Annotated in this window: 15 protein-coding genes; all 15 read left to right on the top strand. The window is 70.3% G+C overall.

The window, feature by feature from the left end; translation table 11 throughout:
• Positions 1-110 precede the first annotated feature (110 nt).
• The 15 genes from pyrH (at position 111) to LAJ50_RS08355 (ending at position 18,346) form a co-directional block, all read left to right on the top strand.
• On the top strand, positions 111-836 hold the full coding sequence (gene pyrH, locus LAJ50_RS08425) for a UMP kinase (RefSeq protein WP_130552654.1): 726 nt from the start codon (positions 111-113) through the stop codon (positions 834-836).
• Between the two features lie 64 nt (positions 837-900).
• Positions 901-1,941 (top strand): cation diffusion facilitator family transporter, encoded by a 1,041-nt coding sequence (locus LAJ50_RS08420; protein WP_138651215.1) that lies wholly within the window; start codon positions 901-903, stop codon positions 1,939-1,941.
• A gap of 66 nt (positions 1,942-2,007) precedes the next feature.
• Complete coding sequence (frr, locus tag LAJ50_RS08415; protein ID WP_130552656.1) at positions 2,008-2,565, top strand: ribosome recycling factor; 558 nt, start codon at positions 2,008-2,010, stop codon at positions 2,563-2,565.
• 18 nt (positions 2,566-2,583) lie between these two features.
• A complete protein-coding gene (gene uppS / locus LAJ50_RS08410; protein WP_138651216.1) occupies positions 2,584-3,342 on the top strand; it encodes a polyprenyl diphosphate synthase in 759 nt (252 codons plus the stop codon).
• Positions 3,339-4,193: a phosphatidate cytidylyltransferase gene (locus LAJ50_RS08405; protein ID WP_138651217.1), complete on the top strand. Its 855-nt coding sequence runs from the start codon at positions 3,339-3,341 to the stop codon at positions 4,191-4,193. Before uppS ends, LAJ50_RS08405 begins: the two co-directional genes overlap by 4 nt.
• Positions 4,194-4,197: 4 nt before the next feature.
• Positions 4,198-5,406, top strand: coding sequence for a 1-deoxy-D-xylulose-5-phosphate reductoisomerase (locus LAJ50_RS08400; RefSeq protein WP_138651218.1), 1,209 nt, complete (start codon positions 4,198-4,200; stop codon positions 5,404-5,406).
• Positions 5,403-6,761, top strand: a complete 1,359-nt coding sequence (rseP, locus tag LAJ50_RS08395) for an RIP metalloprotease RseP (RefSeq protein ID WP_130552660.1) — start codon at positions 5,403-5,405, stop codon at positions 6,759-6,761. Before LAJ50_RS08400 ends, rseP begins: the two co-directional genes overlap by 4 nt.
• 86 nt (positions 6,762-6,847) lie before the next feature.
• On the top strand, positions 6,848-9,331 hold the full coding sequence (gene bamA, locus LAJ50_RS08390) for an outer membrane protein assembly factor BamA (RefSeq protein WP_130552661.1): 2,484 nt from the start codon (positions 6,848-6,850) through the stop codon (positions 9,329-9,331).
• A gap of 90 nt (positions 9,332-9,421) precedes the next feature.
• Positions 9,422-10,453 (top strand): UDP-3-O-(3-hydroxymyristoyl)glucosamine N-acyltransferase, encoded by a 1,032-nt coding sequence (gene lpxD, locus LAJ50_RS08385; protein WP_130552662.1) that lies wholly within the window; start codon positions 9,422-9,424, stop codon positions 10,451-10,453.
• The gene (fabZ, locus tag LAJ50_RS08380; protein WP_130521358.1) at positions 10,450-10,917 is read left to right on the top strand and encodes a 3-hydroxyacyl-ACP dehydratase FabZ; all 468 of its coding nucleotides are present in this window, start codon (positions 10,450-10,452) and stop codon (positions 10,915-10,917) included. Before lpxD ends, fabZ begins: the two co-directional genes overlap by 4 nt.
• Positions 10,918-10,921: 4 nt before the next feature.
• The gene (gene lpxA, locus LAJ50_RS08375) at positions 10,922-11,707 is read left to right on the top strand and encodes an acyl-ACP--UDP-N-acetylglucosamine O-acyltransferase (RefSeq protein ID WP_138651219.1); all 786 of its coding nucleotides are present in this window, start codon (positions 10,922-10,924) and stop codon (positions 11,705-11,707) included.
• A 14-nt stretch (positions 11,708-11,721) separates the two neighbouring features.
• The gene (gene lpxB, locus LAJ50_RS08370; protein WP_138651220.1) at positions 11,722-12,975 is read left to right on the top strand and encodes a lipid-A-disaccharide synthase; all 1,254 of its coding nucleotides are present in this window, start codon (positions 11,722-11,724) and stop codon (positions 12,973-12,975) included.
• An 8-nt stretch (positions 12,976-12,983) separates the two neighbouring features.
• Entirely contained in the window at positions 12,984-13,634 is a 651-nt protein-coding gene (locus LAJ50_RS08365; RefSeq protein ID WP_224096560.1) for a ribonuclease HII, read from the top strand.
• A 94-nt stretch (positions 13,635-13,728) separates the two neighbouring features.
• Positions 13,729-17,301: a DNA polymerase III subunit alpha gene (gene dnaE / locus LAJ50_RS08360; protein WP_138651222.1), complete on the top strand. Its 3,573-nt coding sequence runs from the start codon at positions 13,729-13,731 to the stop codon at positions 17,299-17,301.
• Positions 17,302-17,386: 85 nt separating this feature from the next.
• Positions 17,387-18,346, top strand: coding sequence for an acetyl-CoA carboxylase carboxyltransferase subunit alpha (locus tag LAJ50_RS08355; RefSeq protein WP_130552668.1), 960 nt, complete (start codon positions 17,387-17,389; stop codon positions 18,344-18,346).
• The last annotated feature ends 3 nt before the right edge of the window (positions 18,347-18,349 follow it).

Raw genomic sequence — 18,349 nt, 5'->3', positions numbered from 1 at the left:
GGAGTCGGCCGACATCGATGTGCACGCCGCGACCGGCTCCGTGCCTGACGCCACTGCCAGCGTCGGCTAAACTTGACGGCGTTTGCCCCCACGCCCTGAGGCCCCTCCCGATGACCGCCCCCCTCGCCTATCGCCGCATCCTGCTGAAACTGTCCGGGGAGGCGCTGATGGGATCCGAGGATTACGGCATCGACCCCAAGGTCATCGGCCGCATCGCGCGCGAGATCATCGAGGCGCGCGATGCCGGCGCCGAGGTGGCGCTGGTGATCGGCGGCGGCAACATCTTCCGCGGCGCCGGCCTGGCCGCCGGCGGCATGGACCGGGTCACCGGCGACCAGATGGGCATGCTGGCCACGGTCATCAACGCGCTGGCAATGCAGGACGCGCTGGAGAAGCTCGGCGCCAAGGTGCGCGTGATGAGCGCGCTGAAGATCAACGACGTGTGCGAGGACTACATCCGCCGCCGCGCCGTGCGCCACCTGGAGAAGGGCCGCATCGCGATCTTCGCCGCCGGCACCGGCAACCCCTTCTTCACCACCGACTCGGGCGCGGCGCTGCGCGCGATCGAGATCGAGGCCGACCTGCTGCTCAAGGCGACCAAGGTCGACGGGGTCTACGACAAGGACCCGCGCAAGTTCCCCGACGCCAAGCGGTTCGACACCCTGACCTACGACGAGGTGATCCGCCGCGGGCTGGAGGTGATGGACACCGCCGCCTTCGCCCTGTGCCGCGACAGTGCGGTGCCGCTGCGCATCTACGACCTGTCGGTGCCGGGCAACCTGATGGGCATCCTGCGCGGCGAGAACATCGGCACGCTGGTCGAGGGCCGGGGCTGATCGGAGCGCTCCTCCTCGCCCCTGTAATTGTGTCCGCGCCCCGCCGGCCTCACCCTGCCGCCCCATGGCGCACTCCCACTCCCACGATCACGCAGACCACGGCCACGACCACGACGGTCACGACCATGGCCACGCGCATCGCGCGACAGGGGGGCACGCGCATCGCGTCAGCGCCGGGGGTGCGCACGATCACGACAGCGGCACCCGCGGTTACGCGGTGGCGATGCTGGTCAACCTGGCCTATACCGCGCTGGAGGCCGGCTACGGTTTCCACACCAACTCGCTGGCGCTGCTGAGCGATGCGCTGCACAACCTCGGTGATGTCCTGGGCCTGGCCCTGGCCTGGGCGGCGGCGGCCATGGCGCGTCGCCAGCCCACCGCCAGCCACACCTATGGCTGGGGCAAGGCCACGCTGCTGGCGCCGCTGGCCAATGCGATCGTGCTGATGGTGTTCTCGGGCGGCCTGGCCTGGGAGGCGATCCGCCGCTTCAGCGAGCCGCCCTCGATCCCCGCCCTCCCGGTGATGGTGGTCGCGGCGATCGGCATCGCCGTCAATCTTGGCGCCGGCTGGCTGCTGCACAGCGGGCATGGCCACAGCCACGGCGGCAGCGACCTCAACCGCCGCGGCGCGGTGCTGCACCTGGTGGCCGATGCGGCGGTGTCGCTGGCCGCGGTCCTGGCGGGCCTGGGCATGTGGTGGCTGGGCTGGGAATGGCTGGACCCGACCACCGCCCTGGTGATCAGCGTGGTGATCGCGGTGGGCACCTACGGCCTGCTGCGCGAGAGCTTCGCCGCGGCCATGGATGCGGTGCCCGAGCACATCGACCAGAGCGCGGTGGAAGCCTTCCTGGCCTCGCGCCCCGGCGTCGCGGCGGTGCACCATCTGCATATCTGGCCGCTGGGCGCCGGCCAGACCGCGCTGACCGCGCACGTGGTGCGGCCCGATGCGCAGGACGAGGATGCCTTCATCGAGGCCACCGCCAGCGCCCTGTCCGAGCGCTTCGGCATCGGCCATGCGACCCTGCAGCTCGAACGCGGCCAGGCCTGCCAGCAACCCTGTCGCCCCGCGACCGGCGACGCGACCTCCCCACCGCACCACCACTGAGCCCAAGCCCGGCCAGTGCCGGCTTTGACCTATAATCCCGGGTTTGACGAATCCCAGGACCCGACGATGCTGAACGACATCAAGAACGACGCGCAGGCGCGCATGAACAAGAGCGTCGAGTCGCTGCGCCAGGCCCTGACCAAGCTGCGGACGGGTCGCGCCACCCCGGCGCTGGTGGACCATCTGAAGGTCAACTACTACGGCTCGGACATGCCGCTGTCGCAGGTAGCCACCGTGTCGGTGGCCGACGCGCGCTCGCTGACCATCACCCCGTGGGAGAAGCAGATGGTCTCGGCCGTGGAGAAGGCGATCCTGGCCTCCGACCTGGGCCTGACGCCCAACACCGCCGGCACCGTCATCCGCATCAACATCCCGGCCCTGACCGAGGAGCGTCGCCGCGACCTGTCCAAGGTCGTGCACAGCGAGGGCGAGGACACCAAGGTCGCCATCCGCAACGTGCGCCGCGACGCCAACCAGCAGGTCAAGGACCTGCTCAAGGACAAGCAGATCACCGAGGACGACGTGCGCCGCAGCGAGGACGAGATCCAGAAGCTCACCGACAAGGCGATCAAGGACGTCGACGAGGTGGTCAAGGCCAAGGAGCAGGAACTGATGGCCGTCTGAGCGGGTCACACCGCCCTCATGACCGCCATGCCGCCCGCCCTGCAGCCCGCCCAGCCGCGCCATCTGGCCATCATCATGGATGGCAACGGCCGCTGGGCGCAGCGCCGCCATCGCCCGCGCATGATCGGCCACCGCGCCGGCGCGCGTGCGGTCAACCTGTGCATCGACTTCTGCCTGCAGCGCGGCATCCAGGCGCTGACCCTGTTCGCCTTCTCCAGCGAGAACTGGGGCCGGCCGGCCGACGAGGTGAGCGCGCTGATGAAGCTGTTCATGGGCGCGCTGGAGCGCGAGGTGGATGAACTGCACCGCCGCGGCGTGCGCATCCGCTTCATCGGCCAGCGCGAGCGCTTCGCCCCGGCCATCGTCGCGCGCATGGCCGCGGCCGAGGCGCAGACCGCCGGCAACACCGCGCTGACCCTGGTGATCGCCGCCAGCTACGGCGGCCGCCAGGATCTGGCCGACGCCGCGCGTACCCTGGCCGCGGAAGTCGCCGCCGGCCGCCTGCGTCCGGAGGACATCGACGAGGCCAGGCTGGACGCCCACGTGGCGCTGGCCGACCTGCCGCCGCCGGACCTGTTCATCCGCACCGGCGGCGATCACCGCATCAGCAACTTCCTGCTGTGGCAGCTGGCCTATACCGAGCTGTGGTTCACCGAGACCCTGTGGCCGGATCTGGACGCCAGCGTGCTGCAGGCCGCCCTGGACGATTTCGCCCAGCGTGAGCGCCGGTTCGGCCTGACCGGCGAGCAGGTGGCCGCGCAGGGAGCCCTGGCATGACCCGCGTCCGCGTGATCGCCGCGCTGGTGATGGCGCCGCTGGCGATCGCCGCCATCGTGCTGCTGCCCACCCCGTGGCTGGCGGCGCTGGCCGCCGCCCTGTTCCTGATCGGCCTGTGGGAATGGCTGAAGCTGGCCGAGGTGGACGACACCCTGGCGCGCACCGTGCTGGTGCTGCTCAACCTGGCGCTGATGGTGCTGCTGACCTGGGCCAGCCGCGCGCCCGGCGGGCTTTCGCCGGCGCTGTTCCAGCTGATCTCGCTGGTCGGCGCGGCCTGGTGGGTCCTGGCGCTGGTCTGGCTGCGCTTCTACACCTTCGCCTCGGACCACCAGACCTGGGCGCGGCTGTTCAAGCTGGCCGCCGGCACGCTGGCGGTGGTGCCGGCCTGGTGCGCGCTGTGCCTGATCCACTCGGACAGCTTCGACCCGAAGGGCGGCATGAGCGGCCATCTGTGGCTGCTGACCGCCCTGGCGCTGGTGTGGGCCGCCGACAGCGGCGCCTATTTCGCCGGCCGCGCCTTCGGCAAGCACAAGCTGGCCCCGCGCATCAGCCCCAACAAGACCATCGAAGGCCTGATCGGCGGGCTGGCCGGCGGCGTGGCCATCGGCCTGCTCGGCGGCTGGCTGGCGGGCGTCACGCTGGCGCAGATGCCGTCGCTGGCCCTGGTGTGCGTGGTGACCGTGCTGTTCTCGGTGGCCGGCGACCTGTTCGAAAGCCTGCTCAAGCGGCATGTCGGCGCCAAGGATTCCGGGCACCTGATCCCCGGCCACGGCGGCGTGCTGGACCGCATCGACGGCGTGATCGCCGCGCTGCCGGTGTTCCTGATCGGCCGCGAGCTGCTGGGGTTCTAGCCCGATGGACGCGCCCCTTCCCTTCCCGCGGCGCGTGGCCGTGCTCGGCGCCACCGGCTCGATCGGCGGCTCGGCGCTGGACGTGATCGCCCGCCATCCCGAACGCCTGCGCGCCACCGTGCTGGCCGCCGGCAGCAACGTCCAGGCGCTGGTCGCGCTGTGCCGTAGTCACCGTCCCGAGCATGCGGTGATCGCCGACGAGGCCCGTTTCGACGACCTGCGCGACGCGCTGGCCGCCGCCGGCCTGCCCGCCATCCAGGCGCACGCCGGCAGCGCCGCGCTGGACGCGCTGGTGGCCAGCGATGCCTGCGACACCGTGGTGGCCGCCATCGTCGGCGCCGCCGGGCTGTCCTCGACGCTGGCCGCCGCCGGCGCGGGCAAGCGCCTGCTGCTGGCCAACAAGGAATCGCTGGTGCTGGCCGGGGCGCTGGTGATCGCCGCCGCCAACGCCTCCGGCGCGGACATCGTGCCGATCGACAGCGAACACAACGCCATCTTCCAGTGCCTGGGCTCACGCCAGGCCGGGGCGCAGGTGCGCCGGATCGTGCTGACCGCCTCGGGCGGGCCGTTCCGCAGCCGCAGCCGCGCCTCGCTGGAAACGGTCACCGTGGCCCAGGCCGTGGCCCACCCGAAATGGTCGATGGGGCCCAAGATCTCGGTCGATTCGGCCACCCTGATGAACAAGGGCCTGGAGCTGATCGAGGCCGCGCACCTGTTCGACGTCGGCCGCGAGCGGCTGGACGTGCTGGTGCACCCGCAGAGCCTGGTGCATTCGCTGGTGGAGTTCATCGACGGCTCCACCCTGGCCCAGCTTGGCCTGCCGGACATGCGCACCGCGCTGTCGGTCGGCCTGGGCTGGCCGCAGCGGCTGGAATCCGGCGTGGGCGGGCTGGACCTGCTGCGCCACGGCCGGCTGGAGTTCGAGGCGCCCGACATGGAGGCCTTCCCCTGCCTGCGCCTGGCCTGGGAGGCCCTGGAGGCCGGCGGCGCGGCGCCGGCGGTGCTCAACGCGGCCAACGAATCGGCCGTTTCAGCCTTTCTTCAGGGCCGGATCGGTTTCCTAGCGATCCCTGCATTGGTCGAGGACGCCCTCGCCGCCCATGCGCACGCTCCGGACGGTACGCTGGAGGCGCTGCTGGCGGCCGATGGCCTCGCGCGGCGCTTCAGCCAGGACTGGATCCACCGCACCACAGGCCACGCCGTTTCCGCATGAGTGATATCGCAGGCTCCATCTGGTGGCTGATCGTCGCGCTCGGCGTCCTGGTCACCTTTCACGAATTCGGCCACTACTGGGTCGCGCGCCGCTGCGGCGTGGGCGTGCTGCGTTTTTCGGTGGGGTTCGGCAAGCCGCTGTGGTCGCGCCGCGACCGCCATGGGACCGAGTTCGCCATCGCCCCCATCCCGCTGGGCGGCTACGTCAAGATGCTGGACGAGCGCGAGGCCGACGTGCCCGCCGAGCGCCTGCACGAGGCGTTCAACCGCAAGCCGGTGGGCCAGCGCATCGCCGTGGTCGCGGCCGGGCCGATCGCCAACCTGATCCTGTGCGTGGCCCTGCTGTGGCTGATGTTCGTGATCGGCAAGGAGGACTTCGCGCCGGTGGTCGGCCAGGTCGCCGGCATCGCGCAGCAGTCCGGCCTGCGCCCGGGCGACCGCATCCTGGACGTGGACGGGCGCAGCACCCCGACCGCGACCGAGGCCACCATCGAGCTGACCGGCGCGGCGATGGACGGGCGCGACGCCCGCGCCCGGGTCGAGGACGCGGCGGGCAACACGCTGGAGCGCACGGTCCACACCTCGCGCGTGCCGGCCGGCTTCGACGAGCAGGACGTGGCCGGGACGCTGGGGCTGCGCTGGCAGTTCCTGGTCGATCCGGCCGAAGTGCGCACGGTCGCGGCCGATTCGCCCGCCGCCGGCGTGCTGCAGGTCGGCGATCTGATCACCGCCATCGACGGCGAACCGGTGCAGGACGCCAGCGAGCTGCGCCCCAAGGTGCAGGCCCTGGGCGCGCGCGGCGGCGAGGTCATGGTCGAGGTCGAGCGCGAGGGCAGCCGCCTCGCCCTGCCGCTGCGGCCACGGCAGATGACCGACCCGGCCAGCGGCGCGCATTACTGGGGCTTAGGCATCTCGCTGGGCCGCGGCACCGCCCCCGCCTACGACGCGCTGCAGCGCTACGGGCCGCTGCAAGCCATTCCGGTGGCCCTGCGCCAGACCGGCCAGCTGGCGTCCGATTCGCTGGGCATGATCCGGCGCATGCTGACCGGCCACGCCTCGCTGCAGGGGGTTTCCGGGCCGATCACCATCGCCAAGGTCGCCAACGCCTCGGCCGAGCGCGGCCTGACCTGGTTCCTCCAGTTCCTGGCCCTGCTCTCGCTGAGCCTGGCCATCGTCAACCTGCTGCCGATCCCGGTCTTGGACGGCGGACACCTGCTGTATTACCTTATCGAGTTGGTCAAGGGCAGCCCGCTCAGCGAGCGGGCCATGGCTGCGGGCCAGTTCGTGGGCCTGGCCTTCCTGGCTGGCCTGATGGGGCTGGCGCTGTACAACGACATCCTGCGCCCGGTGATCTGATGCCCTCCACTGACTCTCCCATGGCCGCGCCGCGGCCGGTCCCCGCACGGGGCCACTCCAAAACCAGTTTTCCGACGGATGTGATGATGACGCGACTCCCGACCCGCCGCCTGCTCGCCCTTGCCCTGGCTTCGGCCATCGCGGCACCGGCCTGGGCCCAGTCGACCGGCACGGTGCCGCCGTTCGGCTCGCAGCAGCAGCCGTCCGCGCCGGCCTTCGGTACGCAGCCGGCCGCCCCGGCCTCGGCCTCGGACTTCGTCGCCAGCGACATCCGCGTGGACGGCGTGCAGCGCATCTCCAGCGGCACGGTGCTGACCTACCTGCCGATCGAGCGCGGCGACACGGTGACCCAGGCCAAGATCGGCGATGCGATCCGCGCCCTGTACAAGACCGGCTTCTTCGAGGACGTGCAGCTCTCGCGCCAGGGCTCGATCCTGGTGGTCACGCTGAAGGAGCGTCCGGCGATCAACAAGCTGACGCTGACCGGCAACAAGGACATCAAGACCGAGGACCTGACCAAGGGCCTGAACGACATCGGCCTGTCCGAGGGCGGCACCTTCGACCGCCTAGCGCTGGACCGCGTCACCCAGGAACTGGTGCGCCAGTACAACAACCGCGGCAAGTACAACGTCCAGATCACCCCGACGGTCAGCCCGCTGGACCGCAACCGCGTCGACGTGACCATCGCGATCAAGGAAGGCAAGGCGGCCAAGATCCGCCACATCAACCTGATCGGCACCGAGAAGTTCCCGCAGGAAGACATCCGCGAGGGCTGGGAGTCGCAGGAGCACAACTGGCTGTCCTGGTACAAGCGCGACGACCAGTACTCCAAGGAAAAGCTCTCCGGCGACATCGAGAAGCTCAACTCCTGGTACCTGGACCGCGGCTACGTGGATTTCAGCCTGGACTCCACCCAGGTCGCGATCAGCCCCGACAAGAAGGACATGTTCATCACCGGCGGGGTGACCGAGGGCGAGCAGTACACCGTCTCGGACGTCAAGGTCAGCGGCGACACGATCCTGCCGCAGGAGCGCGTGGAGCGGATGGTGCTGGTGCGCAAGGGCCAGATCTTCTCGCGCCGCCTGCTGGAGATGACCTCCGACGGCATCACCGCCACGCTGGGCAACATCGGCTACGCCTTCGCCCAGGTCAATCCGATCCCGACCATCGACCGCGACAAGCGCACGGTCGGCATCAACTTCCAGGTCGTGCCGGGCCCGCGCGTCAACGTGCGCCGCATCGAGTTCAAGGGCAACAGCCGCACCGCCGACGAGGTGCTGCGCCGCGAGATGCGCCAGTTCGAGGGCGCGTGGTACTCGCAGGCGGCGATCGACCGCTCCAAGATCCGCCTGCAGCGCCTGGGCTATTTCGAGACCGTGGACGTGCAGACCCAGCCGGTGCCGGGCACGCGCGACCAGGTGGACGTGATCTACAACGTCAAGGAAACCACCTCGGGCAGCTTCGTGTTCGGCCTGGGCTACTCGCAGCTGTCGGGCATCACCACCTCGGTGCAGCTGTCGCAGAACAACTTCCTGGGCGGCGGCAACCGCGTGTCGGTCGAGGCCTCGCGCAGCGACTACCTGAGCCGCTATTCGTTCTCCTTCACCAACCCGTACTTCACCGACGACGGCGTGTCGCTGGGCTACAACCTGTCCTACAGCGACCTGGACTACTCGGACTACAACACCGCCGCGTACTCCTCGCGCAACGTCGCCGCGCAGGCGATCCTGGGCATCCCGCTGAGCGAGAGCGACAGCATCTCGGTCATGTTCGGCCTCGACTCGACCCAGGTCAGCACCTACGACAACTACACCCCGCAGGCCATCGTCGATTACGTCAAGGCGCTGGGCAGCCGCACCTTCCATGCCTGGCGCACCCAGGTCGGTTGGGCGCGCGACACGCGCGACCAGTACTGGATGCCCACGACCGGCACCTACCAGCGCGTCTCGGCCGAAATCACCCTGCCCGGTTCGACCGTGGAGTACTACAAGCTCAACTACGAGTTCTCCAAGTACTGGCGCCTCATTCCCTCCATCGTCCTGCGCACCGGCGGTGAGATCGGCTACGGCAACAGCTACGGCAGCGATACCTCGCGCGTGGTCTGCAAGGACCCGACCACTAACGTCGCCGTGACCTGCGGCACCGCCGGCGCGGTCGCGCAGACCTTCACCGCCTCCGGCCTGCCGTTCTACGAGAACTTCTACGCCGGCGGCGTGCGCTCGGTGCGCGGCTTCGAGGACAACACGCTGGGCCCGCGTTCGGAACCCACCGCCTACTACAACCGCGGCCAGCCGCTGGGTGGTTCGCTCAAGACCATCGGCCAGCTCGAGCTGATCTTCCCGAAGCTGTTCGACTCCAACGCCGCGCGCATCTCGGCCTTCGTCGACGTGGGCAACGTGTTCAACGGCTACGACAACTTCCACGCCAACGACCTGCGCGCCTCCACGGGCGTGGCGCTGCTGTGGCGCGCGCCGGTGGGACCGATCTCGATCAGCTACGCCTTCCCGCTCAAGACCCAGCCCGGGGACGAGATCGAACGCCTGCAGTTCACCTTCGGCGGTTCCTTCTAAGGCGCTTCACGACCGACGCTGGTTCAGGCGAAGGCCCGGCTCGACCGGGCCTTCGCTTGTGCGGTGCGGGTCCGGGGTAAAATGCCGCCGATGACCACTCCTCCTTCCCAGACGGCTGGCGCCCTGGCCGAGCGCTTCGGCCTGGAACTGCATGGCGACGGCCAGACCGTCGTGACCGGCGTGGCGACCCTGGCGGGCGCGCAGCCCGGGCAGCTGGCCTTCCTGGCCAATCCGCGCTATGCCGACCTGCTGGCGTCCACGCAGGCCTCGGTGGTGATCGTCGGCCGCGACCACGTCGAGGGCGTGCGCGGCGTGGCGCTGGTGGCCAAGGATCCGCACGCCGCCTTCGCCAAGGTGTCCGAGTTGTTCGAGCCGACCTATCCGCGGCCGGCCGGCATCCATCCCAGCGCGGTGATCGATCCGTCCGCGCGCATCGCCGCCAGCGCCAGCATCGGCCCGCATGTCTGCATCGGCGCCAACAGCGTGGTCGGCGAGCGCTGCATCGTCGGCCCGGGCTGCGTGATCGGCGAGGACTGCCAGCTGGAGGAAGGCTGCGAACTGATCGCCCGCGTCACCCTGGTGGTGCGCGTGCGCCTGGGCCGGCGCGTGCGCGTGCACCCCGGCGCCGTGCTCGGCGCGCAGGGCTTCGGCCTGGCGATGGAGGCCGGGCGCTGGCTCAATGTGCCGCAACTGGGCGGGGTGGTGATCGGCGACGATTGCGAGATCGGCGCCAACACCTGCATCGACCGCGGCGCGCTGGAAGACACCGTGCTGGCCGAGGACGTGCGGGTGGACAACCTCATCCAGATCGCCCACAACGTGCAGGTCGGCGCGCACACCGCCATGGCCGCGCAGGTGGGGATCGCAGGCAGCGCCAAGATCGGCCAGTACTGCATGCTGGCCGGCAAGGTCGGCGTGGCCGGCCACCTGGAGATCGGCGACAAGGTCACCGTGCTGGCCATGTCCATGGTCGCGGGCCCGGTCACCGAGCCGGGCACCTACGCCTCTTCCCTTCCCATCACCGATGTCCGCACCTGGCGCAGGAACGCGGCGCGTTTCCGCCAGCTCGATGCGCTCGCCCGCCGGATTCCCTCCGGCAAGGACACCCAAGAAGCACCATGACGATGAACCTGGAACTGCCGCTCACCATCGAAACCATCCAGCGCCTGCTGCCGCATCGCTATCCGTTCCTGCTGGTGGACCGGGTGACCGAGCTCGAGCCGGACACGCGCATCAAGGCCTACAAGAACGTCACTTTCAACGAGCCGTTCTTCATGGGGCATTTCCCCGAGCGCTCGGTGATGCCGGGCGTGCTGATCATCGAGGCGCTGGCCCAGGCCGGCGGCCTGATCACCCAGATCGCCAACGGCGAGGCGGCCGCGTGCAAGCTGTTCTACCTGGTCAAGGTGGAGAACGTGAAGTTCAGCGCGCCGGTGGTGCCGGGCGATCGCCTGGAGATGGAGGTCACCATCAAGCGCAAGATCCGCAACATGGCCGTGTACGAAGGCATCGCGCGCGTGGACGGCAAGCAGGTCGCCTGCGCCGAGATGCTGTGCGCCGAGGTCGACAAGGGCAAGGGAGATTGAGCCGATGGCGCAGACCCTGATCCACCCTTCGGCCGTGGTCGACCCGGGCGCCAGGCTCGGCGTCGGCGTGCAGGTCGGTGCGTTCAGCCTGATCGGCGCCGATGTGGAAGTGGGCGATGGCAGCATCATCGGCCCGCACTGCTCGATCAGCGGCCCGACCCGCATCGGCCGCGAGAACCACTTCGTCGGCCATGTCGCCGTGGGCGGGCCGCCGCAGGACAAGAAGTTCGCCGGCGAGCGCACCGAGCTGGTGATCGGCGATCGCAACGTGTTCCGCGAGTTCGTCACGCTCAACCGCGGCACCGTCACCGGCAATACCGTCACCCGCATCGGCGATGACAACTGGATGCTGGCCTACACCCACGTGGCGCACGACTGCCAGGTCGGCAACCACTGCGTGTTCTCCAACAACACCACCCTGGCCGGGCATGTGACGGTCGAGGACTGGGTGATCTTCAGCGGCTTCTCCGGCGCGCACCAGTTCTGCCGCGTCGGCGCGCACGCCTTCATCGGCATGGGCGCGCTGGTCGGCGGCGATGTCGCCCCGTTCACCATGTTCGCCGCCGACGACCATGGCCGCCCGCGCGGGATCAACAGCGAAGGCCTCAAGCGCCGCGGCTTCGATGCCGAGCGCATCGCCGCCATCAAGCGCGCCTACCGCACGCTGTACGTGGCCGGCCTGCCGCTGGCCGAGGCGCAGGCGCAGCTGGCCGAACAGGCCAAGGACAGCAGCGATGTGCAGGCCATGCTCGACTTCATCACCCACGGCGAGCGCCGACTGGTGCGTTGAGCGGTGCACGCCTGATGCCTACGACGGCCGGCTCCTCGCGCACCCTGGCCGAGTTGATGGCAGGTGAGCCCGGCGCCCGCGCGCCGCGCATCGCGCTGGTGGCCGGCGAGGCCTCCGGCGATGCGCTCGGCGCAGGCCTGATCGCCCAGCTGCGCCAGCGCCATCCCGGCGCCCGCTTCGCCGGCATCGGCGGTCCGGGCATGCGCGCGGCCGGGCTGGACGCGTGGTTCGACGCCAGCGAGCTGGCGGTGATGGGCCTGACCGAGGTCCTGCGCCATCTGCCGCGCCTGCTGCGCCTGCGCAAGTCGCTGCGCCAGCAGCTGCTGGACTGGCAGCCGGACGTGTTCATCGGCATCGATGCGCCGGACTTCAACCTGGGCATGGAACGCTGGCTCAAGCAGCGCGGCGTGCCCACCGTGCACTACGTCAGCCCCTCGGTCTGGGCCTGGCGCGAGAAGCGCGCCGACCGGATCGGCCGCAGCGCCGACCTGGTGCTGTGCCTGTTCCCGATGGAGCCGGAGATCTACGCGCGCCACGGCGTGGATGCGCGCTACGTCGGCCATCCGATGGCCGACGCGCTGCCGCTGCAGCCCGATCGCGAGGCCGCGCGCGAGACGCTGGGCCTGGGCGCGCGGCCGGTGCTGGCGGTGCTGCCCGGCAGCCGCATGGGCGAGGTCGGCCGGCTCGGACAGGATTTCATCGATGCCGCCCTGCGCGTGGCCGAGCGGGTGCCCGGGCTGCAGGTGCTGATCCCGGCCGCCAATCCGGCCGTGCGCGCCGTGCTGGAGCCGCTGCTGGCCGCCACGCCGTTCCCTTCGCCGCGTCCGCGCCTGCTCGACGGCCAGGCGCGCGAGGCGATGGTCGCCAGCGACGTGGTGCTGCTGGCCTCGGGCACGGCCACGCTGGAGGCGATGCTGGCCAAGCGGCCGATGGTGGTGGGCTACAAGGTCGCGCCGGCCTCGGCCTGGCTGGCGCGCACGCTGCGCCTGCTGAAGGTCAAGCGCTTCGCCCTGCCCAACATCCTGGCCGGCGAGGACCTCGCGCCGGAGCTGATGCAGGAAGACTGCACGCCCGAGCGGCTGGCCGAGGCCGTGCTGGAGTGGTTTTCGCATCCCGAAGCGGTCGCCGCGCTGCAGGGACGCTATCTGGAACTGCACGCCCTGCTGCGCCAGGACGCCTCGGCGCGCGCGGCGGACGCGGTGGATGGGCTGCTGGAAAGCAGGGTGCAAGCGCGAGGGGCCGAGGACCGGGCCACGACGTCGACATGAACGACCCGATGCACGGCTGCCAGCCTTCTCCCCTGCCTCCGGCCGCTGGTCCGCGGCCCCTGCTGGTCGCCGGCGTCGACGAGGCCGGGCGCGGGCCACTGGCCGGGCCGCTGACGGTGGCGGCGGTGGTGTTCGACCCGGCGCGCCCGCGCATCAACGGGCTGGACGATTCCAAGCAGCTCACCGCCGCCAAGCGCGAGCTGTTCTACGGCCGCATCACCGAGCGTGCGCTGGCCTGGCACGTGGTGGTGCTGGAGGTGCCCGACATCGACCGGCTCAACATCTACCAGGCCACGATGCTGGGCATGCGCCTGGCGGTGGAAGCGGTGGCGCATGTGGCCGGCGTGGCCCATATCGACGGCAACCGCGTGCCCGCCGGCCTGCCCTGCCCCGGGCATGCGCTGATCGGCGGCGACGGCCGCGACCGGGCGATCATGGCCGCCTCGATCCTGGCCAAGGTCACCCGCGACCGGATGATGCGCGTGCTGCACGACACCCATCCCGAATACGGGTTCGCCGTGCACAAGGGCTACGGCACGCCGGCGCACCTGGCCGCGCTGGACGCGCACGGTCCCTGCCCGCAGCACCGCCACAGTTTCGCGCCGGTGCGCGAGGCCGCCGCCCGCCGCGCCGGGCTGGGACAGGTCGCGCTGTTCTGAGCGCTTCGGCCTGAACGGGTAAAGGCCGGCCCGCGCCGGTCCGGGAGGCTGTCAAGCCTGCCCCGCGCAGGCCGGCTTGCGTACACTGACCCCGATGTCCTCCCGCTTCATCCACCTGCACCTGCACACCGAATTCTCACTGGCGGATTCGACCATCCGCGTGCCCGAGAAACCGGACGAGGGCCTGCCGTCCAAGGCCAAGCGGCCCAACCTGGTCAGCCGCGCGGTCGAGCTGCAGGCCCCGGCGCTGGCGGTCACCGACCGCAACAACCTGTTCGCGCTGGTGAAGTTCTACAACGCCTGCGAAAAGGTCGGCATGAAGGCCATCGCCGGCGCCGACGTCAGCGTGATCGAGGAAGACGGCACGCCGTGGCCGATCACCCTGCTGTGCCGCGACCACGGTGGCTACCTCACCCTGTCGCGCCTGCTCACCCGCGCCTGGCTGGAGGGTCATCGCACCGACGGGGTGGCGATCGATCCGGCCTGGCTGCGCGAGGATACCTCGGGCCTGTTCGGCATCATCGGCCGCAACAGCCAGGCCGGGCGCCTGGCCGCCAGCGGCCGCCACGACCTGGCCGAGCAGCACATCGCCGACTGGCAGCGCGCCTTCGACGACAGCCTGCACCTGGAGCTGACCCGCACCCAGCGCGAGGGCGAGGAGGCGTTCAACGCCTTCGCCCTGCACGCGGCCGCCGCCCGCGGCCTGCCGGTGATCGCCAGCAACGACGTGCGCTTCCTCACGCCCGAGGGCTTCGACGCGCACGAGGCGCGCGTGTGCATCGCCTCCGGGCGCGTGCTGGACGATCCCAAGCGCCCGCGCGAGTACAGCCGCGAGCAGTACCTCAAGTCCGCCGAGCAGATGGCCGAGCTGTTCGCCGACGTGCCCGACGCGATCGACAACACCTGGGCGCTGGCGCAGCGCTGCAACATCGAGCTCAAGCTCGGCACCTACTTCCTGCCCGCCTATCCGGTGCCGGACGAGGAAACGCTGGACAGCTGGATCCGCAGCGAGTCGCGCCGTGGCCTGGACGCGCGCCTGGAGAAGAATCCGCTGGCGCCGGGCAAGACGCGCCAGGACTACGTGGACCGGCTCGAGTTCGAGCTGGACACCATCATCAAGATGGGCTTCCCCGGCTACTTCCTGATCGTGGCCGACTTCATCCAGTGGGGGAAGAGCCAGGGCATCCCGATCGGTCCGGGTCGCGGTTCGGGCGCCGGTTCGCTGGTGGCGTGGGCGCTGCAGATCACCGATCTGGACCCGCTGCCGTACAACCTGCTGTTCGAGCGCTTCCTCAACCCCGAACGCGTGTCGATGCCCGACTTCGACATCGACTTCTGCATGGACCGGCGCGATGAGGTGATCGACTACGTCGCGCGCAAGTACGGCCGCGACCGCGTCAGCCAGATCATCACCTACGGCACCATGGCGGCCAAGGCGGTGGTGCGCGACTGTGGGCGCGTGCTGGGCTTCCCGTACGGCTTCGTCGACAGCGTGGCCAAGCTGATCCCCAACATCCTGGGCATCACGCTCAAGGACGCGATGGGCGAAGGCAAGGACAGCGAGATGGCCTCGGCCGAGCTGATCCAGCGCTACGGCAGCGAAGACGATGTGCGCGACCTGATCGACCTGGCGCGCCAGCTGGAAGACCTCACCCGCAACGCCGGCAAGCACGCCGGCGGCGTGGTCATCGCGCCCTCGCCCTTGAGCGATTTCAGCCCGCTGTTCGCCGAACACGACGAGGGCACGCGCGGCAAGAACCCGGTCACCCAGTTCGACAAGAACGACGTGGAAGCCGTGGGCCTGGTGAAGTTCGACTTCCTCGGCCTGCGCACGCTGACGATCATCGACTGGGCGGTCAAGGCGATCAACGCGCGCCACGCGCGCGCCGGGATCGAGCCGGTGGACATCGCCGCGCTGCCGCTGGACGACGTGCCGACCTACCGCGACATCTTCGCCGCGGCCAACACCGGCGCGGTGTTCCAGTTCGAATCCTCGGGCATGCGGCGCATGCTCAAGGACGCCCGGCCGGACCGCTTCGAGGACCTGATCGCGCTGGTGTCGCTGTACCGCCCCGGCCCGATGGACCTGATCCCGGACTTCATCGCGCGCAAGCACGGCCAGCAGGAGTTCGAGTACCCCGATCCGCGCACGGTGGACATGCTGCAGGACACCTACGGGATCATGGTGTACCAGGAGCAGGTCATGCAGATGGCGCAGATCGTCGGCGGCTACTCGCTGGGCGGCGCGGACCTGCTGCGCCGCGCGATGGGCAAGAAGGTGCCGGCCGAGATGGCCAAGCACCGCGAGATCTTCCGCGAGGGCGCGGCCAAGGGCGGCGTGGGCCAGGCCAAGGCCGACGAGATCTTCGACTTGATGGAGAAGTTCGCCGGCTACGGCTTCAACAAGTCGCACGCGGCGGCCTATGCGCTGGTCAGTTACCAGACCGCCTGGCTCAAGCGGCACTACCCGGCCGAGTTCATGGCCGCCACGCTGTCCTCGGACATGGACAACACCGACAAGGTGGTGGGCTTCCTGGCCGACGCGCGCGGGCTGTCGCTGGAGATCCTGCCGCCGGAGGTGAACCACTCCGAGTTCATGTTCGTGGCCACCAACGCGACCACGATCCGGTACGGCCTGGGCGCGATCAAGGGCGTCGGCCAGGGCGCGTGCGAGGCGATCGTGGCCGAGCGCCAGCGCGGCGGCCCGTTCCGCGACCTGCTGGACTTCTGCAAGCGCACCGAGGCCGCGCGCCTGAACCGCCGCACGCTGGAGGCCATGATCAACGCCGGCGCGCTGGACGAACTGGGCAAGAACCGCGCCTCGCTGATGCTGCAGGTGCCCGAGGTGATGAAGGCCATCGACCAGCTGGCGCGCAACCGCAACGCCGGCATCGTGGACATGTTCGGCTCCAGCGCCGGCGGCGACGACATCCACATCGAGCTGCCCGAATGCGACGAGGCGCCGCTGGCGCACAAGCTGGCGGCCGAGCGCGACACGCTGGGCTTCTACCTGTCCGGCCACCCGATGGACCCCTACCGCGAAGACCTGCGCGCCCTGGTCGGCACCGATCTGGGCGGCCTGGACGCGATCTGGTCCAGCCAGTCCGGCGGCGGCGGCGGCGGCGGCAACGGCGGCGAGCGGCGGTGGCGCCCCGGCGTGGTCGCGGTGCTGGCCGGCAAGGTGGTCGCCGTGCGGCAGAAGGGCGACAGCCAGAGCTTCATCACCCTGGAGGACGGCCGCGGCCGCCTGGAGTGCAGCGCCTTCTCCGATGCGATGGCCGAGTTCGGCCAGCTGCTGACCCGCGACCGCATCCTGGTGGTCAAGGGCGAGCTGCGCGAGGACGAGTTCAACGGCGGCTACAGCCTGCGCCTGCGCCAGGTGTGGGATTACGCCCAGCTGGTCCAGGCCACGCAGAAGCTGTCGGTGCGCCTGGACCTGCGCGTGCCCGGCGTGCTGCAGCGCATCGAGGCCCTGCTCGACCAGCATCGCCCGGGGCGCACCTCGCTGCGCCTGGACCTGCTGCTGCCCGGCGGCGTGGCCGGCATGGTCGAGATCAACGGCAGCCAGTCGGTCAGCGTCGACGCCGACCTGATGGGCACCCTGCGCGAACTGCCCGGCGTGCGCACCGTGAAGATGGCCGTCGGCCACCGCCCCTGGGCGCACTAGGCCGCGCGCCGTACCACACCCCCCGGTACGGGGCCTTGTGCCCGCATCGGCTAAACTCCCCCGCTTTACGGCTCACCGCTTGCCGATGAATCCCAACTACCTCGATTTCGAACAGCCCATCGCCGATCTGGAAGCCAAGATCCAGGAGCTGCGCAGCGCCAGCGCCGGGCCGGCGGTCAATGTCGATGCCGAAGTGCGCGCCCTGCAGACCAAGCTGCGGACGCGCACCGCGCAGATCTTCCGCGACCTGACCCCGTGGCAGGTCAGCCAGCTCTCGCGCCACCCGGCCCGGCCCTACACGCTGGACTACATCAAGGTGTTCTGCGACGAGTTCCAGGAGCTGGCCGGCGATCGTGCCTTCGCCGACGACAAGGCCATCGTCGGCGGCCTGGCCCGCATCGCCGGGCGCCCGGTGATGCTGATCGGCCACCAGAAGGGCCGCGCGACCAAGGAAAAGATCATGCGCAACTTCGGCATGCCCAAGCCGGAGGGATATCGCAAGGCGCTGCGCCTGATGAAGATGGCCGAGCGCTTCGGCCTGCCGGTCCTCACCCTGATCGACACCGCCGGCGCCTGGCCCGGCATCGACGCCGAGGAGCGCGGCCAGTCCGAGGCCATCGCCCGCAACCTGATGGAAATGGCCGAGCTGAAGGTGCCGATCGTATGCACCGTGATCGGCGAGGGCGGCTCGGGCGGCGCGCTGGCCATCGGCGTGGGCGACCGCACGATCATGCTGGAGTACAGCACCTATTCGGTCATCACCCCGGAAGGCTGCGCCTCGATCCTGTGGAAGGACGCGGGCAAGGCCAAGGACGCGGCCGAGCAGTTGGGCCTGACCGCCAGGCGCCTGCGCGAGCTGGGCCTGGTGGACAAGGTCGTGCGCGAGCCCACCGGCGGCGCCCACCGCAACCCGCGCGCCATGGCCACGCGCCTGAAGGCCGTGCTGCTGGGCGAACTGGACGCGCTGGCCGACGTGCCGGTGGACACCCTGCTGCAGCGGCGTTACGAGCGGCTGCGAGGCTACGGCGCCTACGAGGCGGCCTGAGCA

The organism is Pseudoxanthomonas sp. X-1, from assembly GCF_020042665.1.
In the GTDB taxonomy this organism is placed as follows: domain Bacteria; phylum Pseudomonadota; class Gammaproteobacteria; order Xanthomonadales; family Xanthomonadaceae; genus Pseudoxanthomonas_A; species Pseudoxanthomonas_A spadix_A.
This window is presented reverse-complemented; position numbering and strand designations above follow the sequence as displayed.

Bases quoted from the DNA above. Each gene is read 5' to 3' on its own strand.
- pyrH (WP_130552654.1), top strand. From the start codon at position 111: ATGACCGCCCCCCTCGCCTATCGCCGCATCCTGCTGAAACTGTCCGGG.
- LAJ50_RS08420 (WP_138651215.1), top strand. From the start codon at position 901: ATGGCGCACTCCCACTCCCACGATCACGCAGACCACGGCCACGACCAC.
- frr (WP_130552656.1), top strand. From the start codon at position 2,008: ATGCTGAACGACATCAAGAACGACGCGCAGGCGCGCATGAACAAGAGC.
- uppS (WP_138651216.1), top strand. From the start codon at position 2,584: ATGACCGCCATGCCGCCCGCCCTGCAGCCCGCCCAGCCGCGCCATCTG.
- LAJ50_RS08405 (WP_138651217.1), top strand. From the start codon at position 3,339: ATGACCCGCGTCCGCGTGATCGCCGCGCTGGTGATGGCGCCGCTGGCG.
- LAJ50_RS08400 (WP_138651218.1), top strand. From the start codon at position 4,198: ATGGACGCGCCCCTTCCCTTCCCGCGGCGCGTGGCCGTGCTCGGCGCC.
- rseP (WP_130552660.1), top strand. From the start codon at position 5,403: ATGAGTGATATCGCAGGCTCCATCTGGTGGCTGATCGTCGCGCTCGGC.
- bamA (WP_130552661.1), top strand. From the start codon at position 6,848: ATGACGCGACTCCCGACCCGCCGCCTGCTCGCCCTTGCCCTGGCTTCG.
- lpxD (WP_130552662.1), top strand. From the start codon at position 9,422: ATGACCACTCCTCCTTCCCAGACGGCTGGCGCCCTGGCCGAGCGCTTC.
- fabZ (WP_130521358.1), top strand. From the start codon at position 10,450: ATGACGATGAACCTGGAACTGCCGCTCACCATCGAAACCATCCAGCGC.
- lpxA (WP_138651219.1), top strand. From the start codon at position 10,922: ATGGCGCAGACCCTGATCCACCCTTCGGCCGTGGTCGACCCGGGCGCC.
- lpxB (WP_138651220.1), top strand. From the start codon at position 11,722: ATGCCTACGACGGCCGGCTCCTCGCGCACCCTGGCCGAGTTGATGGCA.
- LAJ50_RS08365 (WP_224096560.1), top strand. From the start codon at position 12,984: ATGCACGGCTGCCAGCCTTCTCCCCTGCCTCCGGCCGCTGGTCCGCGG.
- dnaE (WP_138651222.1), top strand. From the start codon at position 13,729: ATGTCCTCCCGCTTCATCCACCTGCACCTGCACACCGAATTCTCACTG.
- LAJ50_RS08355 (WP_130552668.1), top strand. From the start codon at position 17,387: ATGAATCCCAACTACCTCGATTTCGAACAGCCCATCGCCGATCTGGAA.